Source organism: Rhodothermales bacterium, assembly GCA_034439735.1.
Taxonomy (GTDB): domain Bacteria; phylum Bacteroidota; class Rhodothermia; order Rhodothermales; family JAHQVL01; genus JAWKNW01.
Genome location: JAWXAX010000187.1, coordinates 25,963 through 46,875, shown reverse-complemented (window position 1 = coordinate 46,875; position 20,913 = coordinate 25,963). Strand labels below are relative to the sequence as shown.

Below are 20,913 nucleotides of genomic sequence, written 5' to 3'. Positions count from 1 at the left end.
CCATTCGATCGTAGAGACACGATACATCGTGTCTCCCCATCAAACCATTCGATCGTAGAGACACGATACATCGTGTCTCCCCATCAAACCATTCGATCGAGTACAATAAAAAGCACAAGGGCGGGGATATGGTAGATGGACACCTTGAGCACACGCCGCGCATCAAGATTGGCGCGACTACGGAAGAAGACGATGCTGGCCTGGAGCAGCCACCCGCTGAACACCAGGGCGCCTGCGCCATAGAGCCAGCCGGTATACCCGAACGCGGTGGGCAATACGCTGGCGACGAGGAGCGCGACAGAAGCGAGCACGACCTGAAACACCGTTGATGTCCCGTCCGGTTCGACGACGGGAAGCATCTTGAAACCGGCGCGGCCATAATCCTTGCGGTACATCCACGCAAGCGAAAGGAAATGCGGGAGTTGCCAGATGACGAGGATGGCGAACATGAGCCAGCCTCCCAGCCCGAAATCTCCCGTAGCGGCTGTCCATCCGCCCATGGCCGGCAGCGCGCCGGGCAGGGTGCCCACCAGGGTATTGTACTTGGTGTGTTGCTTGAGGGGAGTATACAGCAGCACGTAAAGCACGATCGTCGCGGCAGCCAGCGCCGTCGTAAGCAGATTGGTCTGGATGTAGAGCGTCGTCAGGCCGGCGGTGGAAAGCGCCAGGGCGGTCGCCACGCCGCGCGTGAGCGAGATGCGCCCGGCGGGCAACGGGCGGTCCGCCGTGCGGTGCATCTTTTTATCCAATTCCCGTTCGAGGCACAGGTTAAACGCGGCGCCTCCGGCGGATGACAATACGACGCCAACCAGCAGGCCCGTCAAGATGCGATAGTCGATGTCTCCGGGGGCGCCCAGTAGGAAGCCGGCGAGGGCCGAAATGGCGACGAGAAAGGAAATTTCCGGCTTGGTCAGCGACCAGTAATCCTTTACCGCCTGCTTGAGCGACCAGCCCGCGGGGGCTTCCGCCGCCACGGTGGTAGCAGCTATGTACGATGAAGGTGACTCTACGGCCATGAAATCCTGATTCCAGAAAAGAGGTTCGCCGCCCGTGTCGCGAAGCACGCCGCGCGGAAGTTTCAGTCGAATGATTCCCGCCACAGCCACTCAGCAAACCGGGCGCGCGACGGCCTGTTCCATTAAAACCCGTTGAAGCCTCTCGTCTCGCCGCGGAGCCCGGAACGATCGGGTAAGCAAGGGATCCAGGGTAAGTGAAAAGTGTAAAGTGCACAGTGAAAAGTGGGTTTGATCGTGCTTCGCTTTTCCTTTTTCCTTTTTCCTTTTTCCTTTTGCACTTTTCACTATGCCTTCATCCGGTACCCTCATCGTTTCGATCTCCGGCATTCGGGGGATATTTGGAGATGGGCTCGACGCCCGCTCGATAGTCCGTTATGCCGAGGCGTTTGGGATATGGTGCAAGGGCCAGACGACGCCGGGAAGCGGCCGGCCAACGATCGTCGTCGGCCGCGATGCGCGGGTGACGGGCGAAGTGTGTGCCGGCCTGGTGATGGCGGCCTTACAGAGCGTCGGGTGCGACGTGATCGATGCCGGGATGGCGTCTACGCCGACCATCGCTTTTGGCGTGCTGGCAGAAAACGCCGCCGGCGGCGTCATCCTTTCCGCCTCGCACAACCCCGCTCAGTGGAACGCACTCAAGCTGCTCGGCCCCCGCGGCGAATTCCTCCGCGCCGCCCAGGCCGAAGCCATGCTGGCGCTGGCGGACGCCCCCGACTCGCCGACCGTCGCTTTCGACGCCATCGGATCGCTCCGCCGGCACGACTACCTCGCCGCCCACATCGACGCCATCCTCGCGCTGCCCTATATCCAGCCGGAAGCCGTCGCCCGGCGCCGCTTTCGCATCGTCATCGATGCGGTGAACTCGGTGGGCGCCGTGGCCCTGCCGGCGCTCCTCTTGCGCCTCGGCCTGGTCGAGCAGGACATCGTCCTCCTCAATGGCGAACCCAATGGGCTGTTCGCCCACAACCCGGAGCCGCTGCCCGGGCATCTGGCCGACCTCATGCAGCGCGTGGCCGACGAAGGGGCCGACCTCGGCATTGCCGTCGACCCGGATGCCGACCGCCTCGCCCTCGTGGCCGATGGCGGGGTGTACATGAGCGAGGAGCTGACGCAAGTCATCGCGGCCGATTTCCTCTGGAAGCACGCATCGGGTCCGTTTGTGACCAATCTTTCGTCCTCGCGCGCGATCGAGGATGTGGCCCGCCGGCACGGCCAGCAGGTGCACCGAACGGCAGTGGGTGAGATCAATGTGGTGGATAAGATGCAGGAAATCGGCGCCGTGCTCGGCGGCGAGGGTAATGGCGGGGTGATCGTGCCGGAACTCCACTACGGCCGCGACGCCCTCGTAGGGGTGGCGATGGTCCTCCAACATCTGGCCGACGAAGGCCTCGCGCTATCCGCCCTCCGTGAACGGCTACCCCGGTACGCCATCGTCAAGGATCGCCTGCCGCTGGGCGCGTTGAACCCGGATGTCGTCCTGGCCCGCCTCGCCGAGCAACACAAAAACGATCGGATATCGACAGTCGACGGCCTCAAGATCGACTTCGACGAAGGCTGGGTGCATCTCCGGAAATCCAATACGGAGCCTATCGTGCGGATCTACGCGGAAGCCGCGACGGAAACCGCCGCCCAGGCCCTCGCCGATCGGTTCAAATCCGCCATCCTCGCACTCGCGTGAACGGACGCGAGGGACATGCGCTTTTTCCTTTTTCCTTTTTCCTTTTGCCATTTTTCATGTCGCCATTTGTTTACGGGATCGACTTCGGCACGTCCAACTCGGTCGTCCATGTATATGACATGGAGGCCGGCGAGGTCGTGGAACTGCCTGCCGGCGTCGAGACTTCCATCGAAAGCGCGCTGTTTTTTCCGGATGGTCAGGGAGGCGACTTCCTCATCGGCTCCCGAGCGGTGGCGGAATATGCACGCTCGGGGATGAAAGGGCGTTTCTTGAAGTCGATCAAGTCGGCGCTTCCCGAGCCCTCATTGTCGGAGATCACCATCCACAACAAGCGGGTCCGCATCGAGGCGCTCATCGCGCATTTTATCGGGTATCTCAAGCAGCAGTGCGACTCGTTCCTGGGCGTCGATACAAAACGCGTCGTCCTGGGCCGGCCGACATATTTCTCGGAAGACCCCGCTCGGGATGCGCTGGCGGTGGAGCGACTCACCCGCGCGGCGCGGATGGCCGGCTTCGAGGAGATCTTCCTCCAGCCCGAACCCATCGCCGCAGCGATCGACTACGAGCAGCGCATCGACCGTCCTCAGACGGTCTACGTGGCCGACCTCGGCGGCGGCACCTCGGATTTTTGCATCATGCGGCTGGACCCCGCCCGCATCCGCGAAACCGACCGGCGCGGCGATATCCAGAGTACCGCCGGCGTGAAACTGGGCGGCGACGACTTCGACGCGGAGATCATGTGGGCCCGGATCGTCGCCTATTTCGGGTACGGGGCGCTGTACGAGTCGTACGGCAAGTGGCTGCCCGTGCCGCCCAACATCTTCCGGACGATTTGTTCGTGGGATAAGATGTCGGTGCTGAAGCGAGCCGATATCCAGCAGGCGCTCAAGACCTACCAGTTTTTCTCGGACAACAAGCCGGCGATGGCGCGGCTTCTCGCGCTCATCGACCGCAACCTGGCCTTTGCAGTCATCAAGGCGGTGGAGCGTGCAAAAATCGCCGCCACCGATGCCGAGCGCGCCATCATCCGGTTTTCCGATCGCGACATCGTCATTGAAGAACCTCTTTTTCGAGCCAACGTCCCCGCCATCCTGGAGGCGAGACTCGCACTACTGACCACGACGGTTGAGCACCATCTGAAAACAGCCGGCGTCGATCCTACGGAGATCGACGCCGTGTTTCTCACAGGAGGTAGTTCGCTCGTGCCGGCCGTGCGGCAGCGACTGGCACGGGTGTTCGGCGATGACAAATTCCAACAAGGCCACGCATTCCGAAGTGTTGCGTATGGCCTGGCGTCGTCCGCCCGGCTGTTTTTTAGCACTGTCTCAGCGTAACAGAACCACCTGGCGTGTCTGCGAAACGCCCTCGCCATCGACACGAATCAGATAGAGCCCGGGCGCGGCGCCCTCCGCGCTCCAGCGAATCCGATGGGTGCCCGTGGGGGTCGTACCCTCGTGAATGGAGGCCACTTCGCGGCCGAGGATATCGAACACGCGAATTCGCAGGGTCTGCGGGGCGGTGAGCGTCAGGTCGAACTCGGTCGCCTGCGAAAAGGGATTCGGGTACGGCGACGAGACGCCGGCGACACGCGGGGTCTCTGGCGGTCGCTCCGAGCTTACAGAAGAGGGCTCGAACGCCGGGTAGCGGGCTATAAACGCATCGTTCTGGCCGGCGCTCGTTCGCTCGTCGACGGCATCACCCCGCCCGAGATCCATCAACACCGAATACCCCCCGGTGATCGCCACATCCTCGTCTGCCTCGAACGCGATGCCCATCCCGTTGAGCAGACCCGTGCCGGTGAGCGTAAAGACCTTGCGAAGATCGCCCAGTGCATCGTAGCTGGCGACAAAGACGTCGGATCCGCCGTCCTGGTCGATGATCAACGAGGTATTGAGGGGGTCGAAGTCCGTGTTACCGGAGTAGGTGCCTGTGAGATAGCTCACGCCGGCGTCGTTCGTCGCGACATCGAACGCCGCGCTCGCCCCCCCATTAAAGACATTCGCGAAGCGCATAACTCCATCCGACGTGTAACTGGCCAGGAAGGCGCTGCCGTTGCCGTCGCCGGCGCGGACCTCGAGGTTGCCGTCGCCGTCCGCATCGAGCGGGTCGAATGAAAGCTGGCCGCTGCCTTCGCCGACGACATAGACATTATCATCCGCGTCGACTGACACCCCGTGCCCGGTGTCGTCGTCGGCGATGAAGGCGCCGCCAAAGGTATACGCGAAGCGCAGGATGCCTTCGTCCGTGTAGCTGGCGAGGAATGCGTCGGCGGTGCTGACCGTTGTACGCTCACCTCTGTCGCCGTCGTTATCTCGATCGTCGGGATCAAACTGCACTGTTCCCGTCACCCGGCCGGTGACGTAGACGTTTCCCTCACTATCCGCGACGGCGTCGCGGGCATAGTCGGCGCCAGGCCCTCCGATGCGGCCGACGAAGCGGAAGGCGCCATCGTCAGTGAAGCTGGCGAAGAACGCATCGACGCTGCCGATGCCTGGCAGGTCGCCCCGGCTGGTGTCGGCCGGTGCAAAATCGAGGAAAAACACATAGGAGCCGGCGATGTACACGTTTCCGGTCGCATCGGCGCTGATCCCGAGTCCTTCGCCCGAACTTTCACCCCCCGTGATCGGTGCGGACCACCGGTAGGCGCCCTCGCTCGTGTAGCCGGCCAGGAAGACCTTGCCGACGGTCTCCGCGAACTCCCGCGGGTCCGGGTCAAAGTCGATACTGCCAAAGGGCTGACCGCCGGTGACATAAAATCGTCCATCCTCCTCGACGGCGATGCCGCTGGATGACTCCGACGTCGCAAAGACGTTTCCGATCGGCAAGGCAAACCGGAGCGCGCCCGTCGTATCGTAGGACGTCACGAAGACGTCTGTTCGCGTGGACGTGTAGGATACTTCGCCCGGCCCCGGGTCGAAGTCGATGGTGCCGTTAAAGGTGCCGGCGGCGTACACATTGCCGCTGGAATCGATGCCGACACCCTGGCCGCTATCGAAGCTTTCGTTGCCCAATGAGTGGGCAAACTGGGCGTTTGATTCCGGCGCCGCGAGGGTCAGCAAAAGAAACGACAACCCGAGGGCTCGCGACGTTGCCCGGAACACGCTGTATGAAGTGTGCATGATGGAAGCCTCTATCATTGAACAGGGTGGATTCAAGGATAGAGGCGACATCTCATGCCGGGGCGCGCCACAACGCTTCTGGATAATTTACCGCTCTTGCATGTCATGCGTTTCGAAACGAGCTTGCGTCGTACTCCAATCATCCTACCCACAACGCCATGTTTCTCCGACTGCCAGGACTCGCCCTGCTGTGTCTGCTGACGGCGCCCGCCTTCGCCCAATCCTCGGTGTATGTACTCCGGCCGGCCGCTGTCGTCGATGTGGAATCCGGTACGCTCCTTCGTAATGCCATCGTGGTTGTTAATGGCAACCACATCGATGCCGTGGGCGTGGATGCGGCCGTCCCGCGTGGCGCTACCGTCATCGATTTGCCTGGCCACTACCTCCTACCCGGCCTCATCGACACACACACCCATGTCACCCTCACGCCCGACTACGGGGAGCGGAATCCGATCCTCTATAAGTCCATTCCCTACCGCACCGCCGAGGCGACGGCAGCCGTGCTCCAGACCCTGCTTGCCGGCTTTACGACCATCCGCGACCTGGATTCCGAGGGCGCCGACTGGGCCGATGTGGCCATCCGCGACGCGATCGAGAACGGCGTCATCCCAGGCCCGCGCATGCAGGTCGCCACGCTGGCCATCAGCATCACCGGCGGCTACATGAACACCGACGGCCTCGCCCCGGGCATCGAGGTCCCCCAGTTTGGCGCCCTCGCCGATTCACCGGCGGCCATCGTGGAAACCCTCCGCAAGCAGATCAAGTACGGGGCGGATTGGATCAAGCTCTACGCCACGGGGACGACAAAACATATCGACTTCGAGAAGATGGAGCCGCTGCCGCAGTTTACCGACGACGATATCCGACTCGTCGTCGACGAGGCTTCGCGGTTTCGGACGCCGGTCTCGGCCCACGCGTACGGCGGCCGGCCGGCCTATGTAGCCGTGGAGGCCGGCGTGCGCTCCATCGAACACGGCATGATGCTCGACGATGCGACGCTTGATCTGATGGTCCAAAAGGGGACGTTCTGGGTCCCAACCCTCTCGGTTTATTTCCCCCTGGAACCCGGTGCCACGCTCACAGAACGCCAGCGTGCGATCACGGAATCTCACCGCGATGTGTTCGGCCGGGCCGTGCGTAAAGGGGTCAAGATCGCCTACGGGACCGACGCCGGCGCTATCCCGCACGGAGAGAACGCGATGGAGTTCAAGACGATGGTGGACTACGGGATGACCAACGCCCAGGCGATTCGGTCCGCTACCCTCACCGCCGCCGAGTTGATGCAACTGGACGACGCCATCGGCTCAGTGACCGCCGGCAAACTGGCCGACCTCATCGCCGTGCCGGCCGATCCCCTCACGGATATCGATGCCCTCCGCCGGGTGGCCTTCGTGATGAAGGACGGGGTCGTCTATCGTAAGCCCTGACGGGCTTTCGGGTTAAAGGTTCGAAGTTCAAGGATTAAGGTCGTATTCTTGAACCATAGACCATACACCTTGAACCCTTCAGAAGGGCTTGTATAGCGCCAGGTAGGCGGCGAGTAGGCCGAGAACGAGCATCACATACCACAGCCATGTTCCATTACGCCCTGCTTTCTGGATCAGCACGGTCATTCCGCCGAAGGCTACCCAGATGATGAGTTTGGCAAACACCCATCCGTCCCACGGCCAGGGGATGTCGAGCCGGGCGAGCATGCCGAAGCCACCCAGGAGTACGAGAAACAGCCCGATGCCGTGGGTGATGCCGATGGCGGTTCTCCATCGGTTTTCACTTTTGAGTCCGCCGTTAAAGGCATGGACAAACGAGGCGCCCATTGCCATGAAGAGCATCATTATGCCGATCAGGTGGACCAGTTTATAGGCAAGGATATCGATCATACGAAGTCGTGGGTGTGATGGAGATGAGCCGGCGCAATCAGCGTCCGTACCAGCGGAGCAGGATGTTGAGCAACCATCGGGTGGCGCGAGTATACGGCGGATAAAGTTTACCGAAAAGGGCCGGCGCGCCTACATGTTGTGTCAGCAGGGGGCGTTCGTTAGAAAACGCCATAAATCCCGCATAGCCGTGGCTGCGTCCAATCCCGCTTTCATGAATCCCCCCGAACGCCATTTCAGTGTGGCCAAAGTGGATCAAGGTATCATTCACCACGATCGAGCCGGTCGTCGTTTGCTGACGCACACGATCCGGGAGAGACCGGTCTGAACTGAACAGGTACAGGGTGAGCGCCGGCGGCCGTTCGTTGATAAACGCCAGCGCTTCGTCGAGGGTGTCGTAGGGTACGATCGGAAGCACGGGGCCGAAGATCTCCTCCTCCAGCAAACGCGCATCCGGGGGGATGTCAACGATGAGTGTCGGCTTCAACACGCGCTCGCCGCGAACCATATCCCCTCCCCGGACGATGCGTGCCCCATGGGCGACGGCGTCGTCGATCAGAGCCAGAAGGCGGTCCAGGTGCCGTTCGTTTATGATGCTCGCGTACGACGCCGGCGTATGGGCTTCGCCGTAAAATGTATCGAGTGTTTCCTGGAGCGCCTGGACGAGCGGCTCGTAGAGGGCTCGATGGACGAGCAGGTAGTCCGGCGTGACGCAGGTCTGGCCGGCATTTGAACACTTCCCAAAAATCAGCCGCCGCGCCGTGAGGGTGACATCGGCCGAGGCGTCGACGAGAGCGGGCGACTTGCCGCCGAGTTCAAGGGTGACGGAGGTCAGGTGCCGGGCGGCGGCTTTCATCACGAGCCGGCCGATCGCCGGGCTGCCCGTGAAAAAGATATGGTCGAACCGAAGCGTCAGCAGTTCCCGGGCGACGTCCCCATCCCCCTCGACGACGGCCACCTCGTCGGCGTCGAACACATCAGCGAGGAGGGTGCGCATGAGTGTGGAACTGGCCGGCGTCAGTTCGGACGGCTTGAGCACCACGGTGTTGCCGGCGGCGATGGCCGAGGCGACGGGGCACAGGGCGAGCATGATGGGATAATTCCAGGGCGCCAGGACGAGCACGACGCCTTTGGGTTCGATATACCGAACGGCGGATGTGCCCACAAAAGGAACCGGTGTTCGCAGCCGGCGCGGCTGCATCCACTGCCGCACATGGCGCTCCGCATGGCTGATCTCGGCAAGGAGCACGGATAACTCCGTGAGGTCGGCTTCTTCTGGGGGCTTGCGAAAATCGGTGTAGACGGCTTCGCGGATGGCGTCGCGTCGGGCGAGGAGGGCCCGTTTGAGCCGGCGAAGTTTGTCCACGCGCATCCGCCAGTCGCTATGGCGGATCTCGGTCGCGCGGTGGGATAATCGCTCGAGGAGTGCCGCGTAGTCGGTGGTGAGGGTGGGCGCTCCCATGGATTCGAGCCGCGAGTTAGCAGAAGTTCTGTGTCAGAAAAAGCTGTCCCAACGGGTCGCGGGCCGCGCCGATGCCTATTGTCTGGTATTGCCGGCTCAGCACATTGAGCCGATGGCCGCGGCTATTCATCCAACCCTCCATGGCTTCGACGGCGAGGGCATCCACTGTTTTCCAGGTATACACCTGCGTGGCTTCGTCGCCCCGCCGCATGGTATGAATCGAGGAGAAAAGATAGGTGCTAAAGATGTTTTCGCCAAGTCCGATGGCCATTCGGTTCTCCCCGGCCGGCCGAACGCATTCGATGCCGCGTGCCGCCCCGCGCTGTGTGGGGTCGTCGCCGTTCGGGTCCGTGTGGCTAAAAAACTGTTGTTGCGCCATGTGGGTGCTGTGGGCACGCGCCACGTCGTCCAGCGGACGGCTGCGCTGGTAAGATGGGAGATTTCGTTCGGCCCGTTCGGCGTTGACCCGCGCCAGCACGTGACGCTCGATCGCATCGAGGTCGATAGCAGCCATGGCACGGATCGCCTCCGCGTCATGAACGCCGGCATTGAGGAGGGCATCACGTTCGGCAAGCGGCTGTCCGGAGGGCAGGGAAGCGCATCCGGACGATGCAACCAGCATCAGAAAGGTACAGGCGAAGGCGCACCACGCGATTGCGCAAACGGAAGGCGCACGCGCAGACGTACTGCCGAGAAAACAGTGGAGCCGGTGCAAAGGCTGGGGGGCCTTATCCGATCGGCTACGCCCCATGCAACGCGAGGAGTTTTTGAATCAGATCCACCGCGGAGACCCCTTCGGCCTCGGCGTTGAAGTTTGTCACAATGCGGTGCCGGAGCACTGGGACCGCCATCTTGCGCACATCATCGATGATAGGTGTCGAGCGGCCTTCGAGGGCTGCGAGCGCCTTGGCTCCCAGAATGAGGTATTGCGAGGCGCGCGGGCCGGCGCCGTAGCTGAGGAAGTTCCGGACGAAGTCGGGCGCTGAGGCGGCGGCCGGGCGGGTGTTGGTCACCAGACGAACCGCATACTCGATGACGTTATCGGTCACTGGTATCTGACGCACCAGGTGCTGGTACGCGGCCAACGACTCCCGGGAGAGCACGCGTGACAACGTCACGGGCACGGCGTTGGTCGTGTTACGCACCACGCTAACTTCCTGCTCAAACGTTGGATAATCGAGCCACAAGTTGAGCATAAAACGGTCCAGCTGCGCCTCCGGGAGGGGATAAGTGCCCTCCTGCTCGATTGGGTTTTGCGTGGCGAGGACAAAAAACGGTTCGTCGAGCTCATACGTCTGGCCGGCCGCCGTCACCCGATGTTCCTGCATGGCTTCGAGGAGGGCCGCCTGCGTCTTCGGTGGCGTACGGTTGATCTCGTCGGCCAGCACCACGTTGGCGAATACAGGGCCTTTGACAAAACGAAAGGCGCGCCGGCCCGTCGTCATATCTTCCTCGATGATCTCGGTGCCGGTGATGTCGCTGGGCATGAGATCCGGGGTAAACTGAATCCGATTGAACCGGAGGTCCAGCACCTGCGACAACGTCCGAATCAACAACGTCTTGGCCAGACCGGGCACCCCGATGAGCAGGACGTGTCCGTTGGAGAGCAGACACACAAACACCTGTCGGATGATGTCGTCCTGGCCGATGATCACTTTGCCAATCTCACGGGTGAGTGTGGCGAAACTCGCCTGCAGTTCATCGATCATGGCGATGTCTGTCTCAATGGGTGCACTTCGCGACATGGGCAGGTCGGGTGGAGAATAGGAAGAAGAACAGAAAGACTACCGCGTGGCCGGGGCGAGCGGTCATAGGGTGTTTTCGGCCAGAGAGAGGGCTTTTGCCTTGCCACGCAGGTCTACATACACGTCAGTACGCAGCTTATCCAGCCATTCAGACATGATCCTGTTCTGCTTGTCTTGCAGCGCGAGGTCTTCGATGCGTTCGTAATCCGTGATGATATCAACCGGGTGCTCGGGCACGCGGCGGTGCAATAGGACGATATGAAAGGCGCGTTTGCCGTCGAGTAGTTCAACCTCCGCCGGCTCGCTGATCGCACCGATCTCGACGGCATTAATGGTTTGCCGCCAGGTAAAATTGAGCGCCTGCAGGACGAGGTCGCGCTCGCCGGTGCGAGGATCTACCACGCGGCCGCCCAGGCGCATCGAAGCTTCCTCTTCGGAATACCGCCGCGCCATCAACTCAAACGGCGCCTGGTGGGTCAGGATCGAGTCTCGAACCATGTTCAGCGTAGCGATGGCGTCGGCAGGATCGGCCTTGCCGTCATCAACCTGGATCAGAATATGGTTGAAATCCACCAGATCGCCCCTCCGTGTGTTCACACGTAAGATGTGGTAGCCAAAGGGGGATTCGAATACAGGGGATACCTCACCGATTGGAGCGCGGGAGGCAACGGCTGCAAATTCGGGCACGAGTTCGCCTAGCCGGCTATTGGCATACCTACCGCCATTTTCGATCGACCCCTGATCCTCCGAATACAGCCGCGCGTATTCCTCGAGCGAGGCGCCGGCGATGACAATGGAGTCCCGGATGACGGATATTAGGTCTCGCGCGTACGACTTCGCTTCGGGAGAAGCCACGGGGTAGCGCACGATGTGGGAAACCCGGACGATCTCCGGGATCACGGGGAGCGAATCCTGGGGAAACTGCGCAAACCACTCGCGCACTTCCGTCGGGGTAATCTTGATCGTGCCGACCTTCTGGTTGCGGATATGGTCGGCCAGCAACTGGTCGCTGAGTTCGTCCCGTAGATCTCCCCGGATATCGAGCAGGCTCTTTCCGTAAAACTCTTCGAACTGGGCCGTTCCGCCGGCCTGAGCGGTAAGCTGGTCGATCCGTTGATTCAGGGCTTGTTCGACCTGTTCATCCGAGATGACGATGTTCGTGTCCCGCTCCGCGTGGATCGTCATCACCTTCTGGTCGATCATCTGGTTGAGCGCCAGCATCCACAGGTCCTCCGTGTAGGGCATCTGCTGTTGTTGCAAGATGCCCAGGACCACGCCGTCCACTTCAGATCGTAGGAGGATGCGGTCCCCGACGACGGCTACGATTTCATCGACGACCTCGCTTTCCTGGGCGAAGGCGTCGCGGCCGGGGGGGGAGAACAGCGAAGCGGCGAATAATGCAAATAGGAGAAAGCCAGTGGGCTTTGAGGTCATCGATGTATACATGCGTAAGGGGTCGAAGCGGGCGTGTGGGTAGAGAACGCCGTTCGCCCGGGAATATTGCCCGAAAATGGCCGGCAATCGACAGGGGCAATCGGGAGACGGGTTTCGCCCGTGAGCGATTCAAGGAAACAGGTTCCAGGTACCTTGAGCACGCGATGCCAGAGTAGTTTAGTGGATTTCAAGGTCCTGGCGGGCCAGCGCTTCGTTTCTGAGCCGTTGAACCTGACGCGCTACCATCTGTTTCCTGGCCTCGATGATCAGACGTTCGCGCAACTCGTCCTTGATCCAGGGTAGTTGCGGGGTGGTTCCGGCCAGCCGGCGGTCGGCGAGTTGGAGCACATGGAACCGTCCGTTCTCCTCCACAACAGGGGCAATCTGGTCGACTTCCAGGCGTTGAACCCACTCGCGGAGGGTGGCGCTGGGGAAGAGCCTGCTCTGGGGGAAGAAGTTCTCGCTGAGCCGCATCGAGCCGTCGTATTCCTGCGCCCAGGTGCGGGCGATGTCGCTCCAACTCGAGTCCGCCTGCCCGATCGCCGTCGCGTCGCGTAGGCGATCGCGGGCGCGGTTTGCATCGACGGCGGTGGCGGCGGTGAGGTACCGGACGCGCAGGTAGTCTTCCTTGAGCGCGAAGAGGTCGACATGCTGGGTGTAATAGGATTCGATGTCGCCCTCCGAGGGCTCGTTATCTTCCACCCGATAATACCGGGAGAGTAACGCGCTCACGAGGACGGACCGTTCATTTTCGGCGACGAGGCGGAGCACCTCCTCATCATCCTGCAAGCCGAGCCGTAGGGCTTCCTGTGCGATGAGTTCTCGTGTGACCCATTGCTCAATAATCTGCTTTCGGGCCTCGACCGAATCCAGACCCACGGCCAGGGAGGTGAGGCTTGCGTCCATCTCCTCAGCCGTCAGATAGTTTTCGCCGACCCGGACGGCATAATCCGGCACGACTTCCGGGTCGGCGCAGCCGGCGCTGAGTCCGAGTACACAGGCCAGTACCAGGGCCGGCAATCCGGTGAACCGGGCGAACGATTTCGCCCGGTCCGGATCGCCATGGACGTCAGTCATTTACGTTTTCGGGAGCGGTTAGGTCGGTGATCTTAGCCGTGGCCGCCCGCTGTTTTTCTTCCGCGTAGAGGCCCACGAGCTGCTCCGGGAACAGTTGCGTCGCGTATTTCTTGCGAAGCCGTGCCAGGAGTTTCGCTTCCTGGAGCTCCTGGTAGGCACTTAACACCTCGGAGCGGGCTTCCGTGAACGTTTTCAGACGGGCCGGCTCGGTGCCGTCGTTGATGAGGGCGATAAACGAGCCGGCGTTGAGAATCGGCTCGGTGGCCTGTCCGGCGGACAAGCCGAGGGCGCGGTCGTAAATGGAATTGTTCGGGCCGGCCAGATACGTGGTGTCGATTTCCACCACGTTCACCGTATCGCGGGACGCCGTCGCCACGAGGTCCTTCACAGAGACGCCATGGCCCAGATGCGCCGTAATCGCCCGGAGCGACGAGTCGGATTTTGCGCGGACACTCACGATCCGGGTACGGTCCGGGAATGAGAAGCTGTCGACGCGGGCGTCATGGTAAGCCACGAGCGAGGCGGTGTCCCGGGCGGCGGCCGTCCAGATGGAATCCTCCATCAACTTGAAGAGCAACAGCCCATCCCGAAACTCACCCATGATCCCCTTGAAGTCCTCATTCGTGGATTCCAATTGCGCGGCCTCATAGTCGAGGGCGGCGTTGTTCAGGAACATGTCGATCGTCTGATACACACGCCCTAGCGTATCGGCTATGTAGGCTTGATTGGCCGTTTCGGCAAAATTGACGACATCGCCAAACGTAAACCGCTGCGTGCCCACTCCGATGACAATGCGCTGCATTTCGGCCGCAGGCGTTTCGAGGATATCCCGGGCGCGGAAGGGCCGGCCGTTGAGTGTGGCAAGAATTGCCGTCGTATCGACAAAGATGCCCTGCTTTTCGCGGATCTCAAGCGCCATCCGATCTTCAGCGGCACGGACCCGGGGGAGACGCGAGGCCGTCATCTTGAGCTCTTCGTAGCTCTCCTCGAAGGTCTGCGGCACTTCGATCTGGTCCAGCCGGACGATATGGAGCCCATACGACGTCTCGATGATGTCGGAGAAGTCGCCCTCCTTTTCAAGTGCAAACAGGGCGTCTTTAAACGCCGGCGGCAGCTGAGGCGTCGTGAAAGCCACGCGTCCCAACTGGCCACCGCGGGAGCCGGACTGGGTGTCTTCGGACTTCTCGGTGGCTACGACTCGGAATTCTTCGCCCGCGAGCAGCCGGGCCCGGAGGGCCTCGATACGCTCACGCGGTGTGGCCTGTTGAGTGGTCGAGGCGAGTTCCCGTACGGCGATATGCGACGCCCACCGATCCGGCACGCGTCCGCGCCGGTCGTGCACCTGGAGAATGTGGTACCCGAACTGGGAACGGAATACGGGCGATACGTCGCCGACCGGTGTGGAATAGCCCACATTTTCAAACGCTTCTACCATCTGCCCCCCCGAGAAGTAGCCCAGCCGGCCACGGCCACCGGGGCCGTCGCCGCGTGCGGAAGGGTCTTCGGAATTTCGGAACGCCAGATCACCGAAGTCGACGCCACTCATGACGGAGTCCCGCATGGCCATCAGCTTCGTGAAGGCGGCCAGCGTATCGGCCGGCGACGCATCCTCCGCGACGCGGACGAGGATGTGGCTCGCATCCACGATTTGCTGCCGCCGCTCATATAGCTGCCGCAGGATGGGCTCCATGATCTCTCGTTCGAGCAAGTAAGGCCGAGCCAGTTGCTTGCGATAGGCATCGATCTCGCTCAGTAGCGTCGTATCCTGGTCGAACCCGAGTTCCTCGGCATACAGCACCTTCATCCGGAAATCCGTGTACCGATTCAGGAAGTCCCGATATTCAGCCAGGCTGTCCTCGATCGCTTGCTGGCGACCGCCCACCGAGCGCGCATACCGCGTTTCGAACTCATCCAGGGAGAGGGACTGTCCGGCGATGTGGGCGACGGCGTCCGGCGGGATGTTCGGGGTGGACGTGGAGCGGCCGGCGCCGCTGCAGCCGGCCACTGCGATGCCGGCGACCGTAAGAGCGATCAGAAAGAGTGAACGCAAGGGCGTTCGTATTTCAAGGTTTGCCATGATTCTATCGAGCGTACGTGTACTGGAGAAAATGAACGGATTACACACTAAGTAGCCACAGGGGGGAACGATCCGGAGAGGGGCTGTTGCCCGGATTCCTGGTGCCACAAACGTTGCAGGGTCGCCATAGGTTCATGAGCCGGCAACTTTTACATATCCGGAAGGTCGTACTTCTACAGCCATAACGCGGATTCACGGAACGAATGGACATGCCATCGAACGAAATACCGCAGCCGGATAAAGCCCTCATCGAAGCGTTTACAAGCGGCGACGAGTTTGCCTTCGTGTCGCTGTACAATCGCTACAAGGGTGCTGTGTACGCATTCTGCTTAAAAATGCTCCTCAATCGCGAGTTAGCGCGCGATACGATGCAGGATACGTTTCTGCGTGTCTATGAACACCGGGATCGGCTGATCAAGACGGACGCCTTTCGATCGTGGTTGTTCACCATCGCTCGGAATCAGTGCTTGAATCAGCTGCGACGACAGGGGTGGCAGGTCGCGCTTGAGCCGGAGCACGAGGATATTCCCACGATGCGCCGGGAGGGAGCTACGCCCATCCATCAGATGGAGAAGAATGAACAGGTGGCGATGGTAAATCGATACCTCGCCGCCCTGAAGCCGGAGTATCGAGAAGTCATCGTGCTCAGGGAATATCAGAACCTTTCGTATGAAGAAATCGCTGCGATTACGCGAAGCTCGCTGAGTGCTGTGAAATCGCGGTTGTTTAAGGCTCGTCGGACACTGGCCAGATACCTCGAAGAAGCACTCGGGAGTGATGCCCCGAAGATCGGAGTGCGGTGATGCATGGAAAGTCCTGTGTCGGTTTTTTTAGTATGCGAGCCGGAATAGCTTATGTCAACGGAATCGAATAAACGGCTGATCCATTCGGAGGATGTGGATCTGGATAGCGCCCTCGAGGCGCTGAATCTCTTTATCGACGGTGAACTCGGGCTGGAGGATCAGTCCGCCCTGTTCGCCCACCTGGCCGGCTGCAGGGCATGCCGGGTAGAACTCGAGCAATTCATGCACTTTCGCCGCATGATCCGCACTGAACCCCTCGCCGTGCCGCCGGCGTTTGACGATGGGTTTTTTAAGAAGCTCGATGCGTTGCGCGTCACCACGAGTCGAGTTGACCGTGCCGGCGATCGCCGCTCATTGTGGCAACACAAGACGCCGCTTTCCTATCGCGCCGTCGTCATCGCCGCCTCCTTGGTCTTTTTGAGCGGCCTGCTTTTTCCCGCCAACGCACCGGAAAATGCCGCCGCCGGGCAGGTCTTCGGGATGGATGAGACCATCGAGTTCACCGATCTTTCCCCTACGCAAGCGGGAACAGCCACGCTGTATGTCTTTTACCCGGGTCTGACGATTGAGGCGGCGCAGCACGATGACTGAGACATGACGGCTCCAGTGGACAGCTACAGCGACCCTGGCGCAATTCGAAAATTGGGCTAGCCCGCCCCTCGTCCGGTCGGCTATCGTATCTTGACCCCTCTTTATTCTGGACCCAGGGATTTCGATACGTGGCTGATATATGACTGACGTACGGGTGCGCTTCGCCCCGAGCCCGACCGGACTGCTTCACATCGGTGGTCTCCGGACGGCGCTCTACAACTACCTTTTCGCCCGCCGGCATGGCGGCGCCTTCGTGCTGCGGATCGAGGATACAGACCGCGAGCGCTTCGTCGAAGATGCCGAACAGGATATCCTCGACGCGCTGTCCTGGGCCGGCATGGGGTATGACGAAGGGCCGCGGATCGGAGGGCCCTTTGGCCCCTACTACCAGTCCGAAAGGAAGTCGATCTATAAAGCCTACGTCGATCGCCTACTCGCGGAGGGGAATGCCTATTACGCCTTCGATACGCCGGATGAACTGCAGGCGATGCGAGACCGGCTCACGACCGGGGATAACCCCAATCCGCGGTACGATACGGAGACGCGCCTCGCGATGCGTAACTCCTACACGATACCGGCGGCCGAGGTGAAGGCGAGGGTGGATGCCGGCGAGGCCTACGTCGTCCGTCTGAACGTGCCCGTGGGTAAGGCGATCCAGTTTAACGACATCGTCCGGGGCACGGTCGTTTTCCAGAGCGCGGAAGTGGACGATCAGGTGCTGATGAAGTCGGACGGCATGCCGACCTATCACATGGCGAATGTGGTGGACGATCACCTGATGCACATCTCGCACATCGTGCGCGGCGAGGAATGGCTGTCGTCTACCCCGAAACACATCCTACTGTATCGCGCGCTCGGCTGGGAGCCGCCGCAGACGGCGCATCTTCCCCTCATCCTGAGCCCGAACGGGGGTAAACTGTCCAAGAGAAATGCGGACAAGATGGGCATACCGGTCAACGTCCGCCAGTACCGCGAGCTTGGCTATGAACCGGAGGCGCTAGTCAACTATCTGGCCTTTCTGGGGTGGAATCCGGGTGTCGAGCAGGAGGTTTTCTCGCTCGATGAACTCGTCGAAGTGTTTTCCCTGGAGCGGATCGGCAAGGGGGGGACGCAGTACAGTCCGGACAAGATGAACTGGTTCAACCAGCAACACCTGCGCCGGCTGGACGACGCGGTGCTGGCCGAACGGATCCGGCCGGACCTCCAGGCCGCGGGGCTCGAGGCCGACGAGGCCTATCTGCGGCGGGTGGCCGGATTGATGAAGGACCGCATCACGTTTCTGCGTGAGCTGACCACGACCTGGCGTTTCTTCTTCGAAGAGCCGGCCGGTTACGACCCGGACGGGGTCGCCAAACGCTGGAAGTCGGACTCGCCGGCCCTGCTGGACGCCTTTGCGGCCCGCCTCGAGGCGCTACCCGACTTCACGGCCGCCGGTTGCGAAGAGCAGCTCCGCCTGCTCGGCGAAGAACGCGGCGCCGGCGCTGGCCGGATCATCCACCCTGTACGACTCGCCGTGAGCGGCATCACCCACGGGCCGAGCCTGTTCGAGTTGCTCGAAACCCTCGGACGCGACACCTGCGTGCGCCGCCTTCGCCTGGCCATCGAGCGGCTGCCGGCGTCAGACGCGGAATAGGTAGCTGAGTTTGAAGAACAGCCCGTCGTTTATGCGTCGGAGGTCGGTGAACCGGTAGGTATTCGGCTCCCGTAGGCTGCTGCCGTATCCAAGGAAAAACACGGTGCCCGGATTGGGGCGGTAGGACACCAGCCAGTCCGCCCGGAAGTTATTCGACCTGCGCACGACGGTTGGCGCAAACACGCCGGTCTCCCGGTCGAGCACCAGAATGGGGTCCTCGGTTCGCGAGTTGTCGCGCAGGACATCGACGAAGTTGGCGTCGTATTGCCCGACCACGCGCACGAACAAGGCGGAGGTGATCTGATACTCCACCTTCAGCCGCGGCACACGCCGCAATCCAACGGTACTTTTGTCGATGGCGCGGACGTATTGCTGGTGGTTGTACAGGAGGGACAGACGGAGCTGATCCGTGGGCGTCCAGTTGAGCCCGAGGTCGATGAAGTAGATGTCGGCCGGCGCCCACTCGAAGAAATTGTCGTCTCGGCCGGTGACGAGAAAGAGGTCGCCGGAGAACGTTTTGAACTGCGGCGTCTGCAGCGTCGTCCAGAAGCCGAGGTTGGTCAGTCGATCCGTGCCCGTGTAAGCGACGGTGTCCACCGGGGCCCCGTTTTCGCGGCGCTGAACGAAGAAATCGGTATACAATCCGTCCGGGTATTTGAAGGACTCGTAGAAGACCGACGTCCCGCCCGCCCAGCCGCCCCTAAAGCGGTAGCTGGTGTTACCGTGCAGCTTGCGGTCGTTCGGGCCCGTGCCGGCGGTGAACCGGTCGTAATCCCAGGTGCCATCCAGGGTGATGCCGGTTGTAAAGGACTCGACGCCGGCTCCGGGTTCGCCAAACCAGGTGACGCGCGGCTGAAACGTCATCGTGGCGACGTCGGTCCGTTCGATGAAGCCGGATTCCGCGTTGAACTGACCGTGGTAACCCGTCGTCGAGAACCGGGCGCCGTACTTTCGGCCCGAGGCGCTGGCAGAGAGGTACCACATGGGCGCGATATCCACCGAGCCGGCGTCGCTCGTGGCGCTGAGGCCGGTCTGGTAGGTGAATGAGTAGATCTTAGAGAACACCATGCGACCGTCGACGGCGCCGAGGCGATTCCAATGGTTGCCGTCGATCTTGTCGGTGTAGGTAAGGCCCACCGTGTTCTGGCCGCGGAGGTCCTGCCGGAGCCGGAGAGCGTTAAAGTAGCGGGCGTCCAGGTCTTTCAGGTAAAACTCGTTGTTGTCGGCGGCGGATAGGAAGGCGACGTTGGTCTTGCCGGCCTTGCCGGTGATTTTCGCCGCCCCGACAGGGTTCGCGATGCGCCGGGTGTAGATGAGCTGGGACGGACTCTGGAAGAGTTCGATCCCGTCGAGGAAGAAGGGCCGCTTCTCGGGCACGAACACGGCGCGGCGGGGGTCGAACTGGATCTGGGCGACGTCGGCTTCAACCTGCGAGAAATCGGGGTTGACGGTTCCGTTGAGCGTCAGGTTATTCGAGAGGCCCCAGCGCACGTTCATACCAAGCGGATCGCGGGCGTCCACGTCCCAGCCGGCCGCCGCATCCACGCGGTTCACCGAACTGGTGAGTTCCGGGCTGATGTCCAGTACCAGGCCGCGCCGCAGATCCGTCAGGTCGCGCAGCGTGCCCCCCTGCGCCATAAAGGACGCGTTGCCCTGGAGCACCCGGGTCCACGTACTGGCATACCCCGAATGGGCCACCTGGCGGATGATGTTGAACCCCCAGTCCTGCACGAAGTCGGCCTGATACCGGAGGCTTTTAAACGGTACCCGGATCTCGACTTCATAGCCAGTTTCTGTCAATCGGCCGCGGGATTCATAGAGGAAGTCCGGACTGAGATCGACGATATAGGCCCGCGAGAGCGTTCCGCCCCCGACGCCGCTGAGGCCCGTGGCGTCGCGGAGGATGCCATCGGCCTGTTGTCCGAGCGGATTGACGCCGATCATGACGGCCTGGCGGCGGTCGTTATACGTATCCAGAATGAGCTGGATTGAATCGTCGCCCTCGATCTTGTCGCGGTCGGCCAGTGTGGCGCGGACCTCATCGTGCGTTTCGAATGCGCGGATGCCGAAGTGGATGGCGGTCGGGGAGTACCAGACCAGCACATGCGTGGTATCGATGGCCGGACGGCCATCGACGGGCAGGTATGCTGAAAAACCGGTAAGCAGGGCGGCTTCCAGCCAGGCCGGTTCATCAAGCGCGCCATCGATCACGATTTCCTCACCCTCGAGGCGAGGCAGCGGTACTTCGGTGGGGCGGACCAGTTCTGGATCGGGGCGATCATGGGCACGGCCTGACGGTGTCCACAGAAGAGAAAACGCGGCGGCACAGACGCAAAACCGCCGTACGTTCGCAAAACGCGCGGTATTTACCATGCTAGGGATAGGGGTCACTTGCAACGTTGGA

At 61.6% G+C, this 20,913-nt stretch carries 16 protein-coding genes; 6 read left to right on the top strand and 10 right to left on the bottom strand.

What is annotated here, in order from left to right; all coding sequences use genetic code 11:
- Positions 1-83: 83 nt before the first annotated feature.
- Positions 84-974 carry a heme o synthase gene (cyoE, locus tag SH809_14245; protein ID MDZ4700866.1) on the bottom strand — a complete coding sequence of 297 codons (891 nt, stop codon included), beginning with the start codon at positions 972-974 and terminating at the stop codon, positions 84-86.
- Positions 975-1,302: 328 nt separating this feature from the next.
- Between cyoE and glmM the strand changes: the two genes are divergently transcribed.
- Complete coding sequence (glmM, locus tag SH809_14240) at positions 1,303-2,694, top strand: phosphoglucosamine mutase (GenBank protein ID MDZ4700865.1); 1,392 nt, start codon at positions 1,303-1,305, stop codon at positions 2,692-2,694.
- Positions 2,695-2,750: 56 nt separating this feature from the next.
- The gene (locus tag SH809_14235; GenBank protein ID MDZ4700864.1) at positions 2,751-4,028 is read left to right on the top strand and encodes an Hsp70 family protein; all 1,278 of its coding nucleotides are present in this window, start codon (positions 2,751-2,753) and stop codon (positions 4,026-4,028) included.
- Here the strand turns inward: SH809_14235 and SH809_14230 are convergent.
- Positions 4,020-5,813, bottom strand: a complete 1,794-nt coding sequence (locus tag SH809_14230; protein MDZ4700863.1) for a T9SS type A sorting domain-containing protein — start codon at positions 5,811-5,813, stop codon at positions 4,020-4,022. The two genes, SH809_14235 and SH809_14230, sit on opposite strands and share 9 nt — an antisense overlap.
- Positions 5,814-5,971: 158 nt before the next feature.
- On the opposite strand from SH809_14230, the gene SH809_14225 reads away from it, so the two are divergent.
- On the top strand, positions 5,972-7,240 hold the full coding sequence (locus tag SH809_14225; GenBank protein ID MDZ4700862.1) for an amidohydrolase family protein: 1,269 nt from the start codon (positions 5,972-5,974) through the stop codon (positions 7,238-7,240).
- Positions 7,241-7,318: 78 nt separating this feature from the next.
- Here SH809_14225 and SH809_14220 read toward each other — a convergent pair whose 3' ends face one another.
- The 7 genes from SH809_14220 to SH809_14190 form a co-directional block, all read right to left on the bottom strand.
- Positions 7,319-7,690: a hypothetical protein gene (locus SH809_14220; GenBank protein ID MDZ4700861.1), complete on the bottom strand. Its 372-nt coding sequence runs from the start codon at positions 7,688-7,690 to the stop codon at positions 7,319-7,321.
- A 37-nt stretch (positions 7,691-7,727) separates the two neighbouring features.
- Complete coding sequence (locus SH809_14215; GenBank protein MDZ4700860.1) at positions 7,728-9,149, bottom strand: aldehyde dehydrogenase family protein; 1,422 nt, start codon at positions 9,147-9,149, stop codon at positions 7,728-7,730.
- A 16-nt stretch (positions 9,150-9,165) separates the two neighbouring features.
- Complete coding sequence (locus SH809_14210) at positions 9,166-9,771, bottom strand: CAP domain-containing protein (protein MDZ4700859.1); 606 nt, start codon at positions 9,769-9,771, stop codon at positions 9,166-9,168.
- A gap of 118 nt (positions 9,772-9,889) precedes the next feature.
- On the bottom strand, positions 9,890-10,858 hold the full coding sequence (locus tag SH809_14205; protein MDZ4700858.1) for a MoxR family ATPase: 969 nt from the start codon (positions 10,856-10,858) through the stop codon (positions 9,890-9,892).
- A gap of 99 nt (positions 10,859-10,957) precedes the next feature.
- On the bottom strand, positions 10,958-12,328 hold the full coding sequence (locus tag SH809_14200) for a peptidylprolyl isomerase (GenBank protein MDZ4700857.1): 1,371 nt from the start codon (positions 12,326-12,328) through the stop codon (positions 10,958-10,960).
- Between the two features lie 177 nt (positions 12,329-12,505).
- On the bottom strand, positions 12,506-13,405 hold the full coding sequence (locus SH809_14195; GenBank protein ID MDZ4700856.1) for a peptidyl-prolyl cis-trans isomerase: 900 nt from the start codon (positions 13,403-13,405) through the stop codon (positions 12,506-12,508).
- Entirely contained in the window at positions 13,398-15,455 is a 2,058-nt protein-coding gene (locus SH809_14190; protein ID MDZ4700855.1) for a peptidylprolyl isomerase, read from the bottom strand. The genes SH809_14195 and SH809_14190 overlap by 8 nt, the downstream gene beginning before the upstream one ends.
- 236 nt (positions 15,456-15,691) lie before the next feature.
- Here SH809_14190 and SH809_14185 point away from each other — a divergent pair, with 236 nt between their 5' ends.
- From SH809_14185 to gltX, 3 genes are all read left to right on the top strand, one after another.
- Complete coding sequence (locus SH809_14185) at positions 15,692-16,285, top strand: RNA polymerase sigma factor (GenBank protein MDZ4700854.1); 594 nt, start codon at positions 15,692-15,694, stop codon at positions 16,283-16,285.
- A 51-nt stretch (positions 16,286-16,336) separates the two neighbouring features.
- Positions 16,337-16,876: a zf-HC2 domain-containing protein gene (locus tag SH809_14180; GenBank protein ID MDZ4700853.1), complete on the top strand. Its 540-nt coding sequence runs from the start codon at positions 16,337-16,339 to the stop codon at positions 16,874-16,876.
- A gap of 139 nt (positions 16,877-17,015) precedes the next feature.
- Complete coding sequence (gene gltX, locus SH809_14175) at positions 17,016-18,509, top strand: glutamate--tRNA ligase (GenBank protein MDZ4700852.1); 1,494 nt, start codon at positions 17,016-17,018, stop codon at positions 18,507-18,509.
- Here gltX and SH809_14170 read toward each other — a convergent pair.
- Positions 18,495-20,882, bottom strand: coding sequence for a DUF5916 domain-containing protein (locus tag SH809_14170; protein MDZ4700851.1), 2,388 nt, complete (start codon positions 20,880-20,882; stop codon positions 18,495-18,497). The two genes, gltX and SH809_14170, sit on opposite strands and share 15 nt — an antisense overlap.
- Positions 20,883-20,913 lie beyond the last annotated feature (31 nt).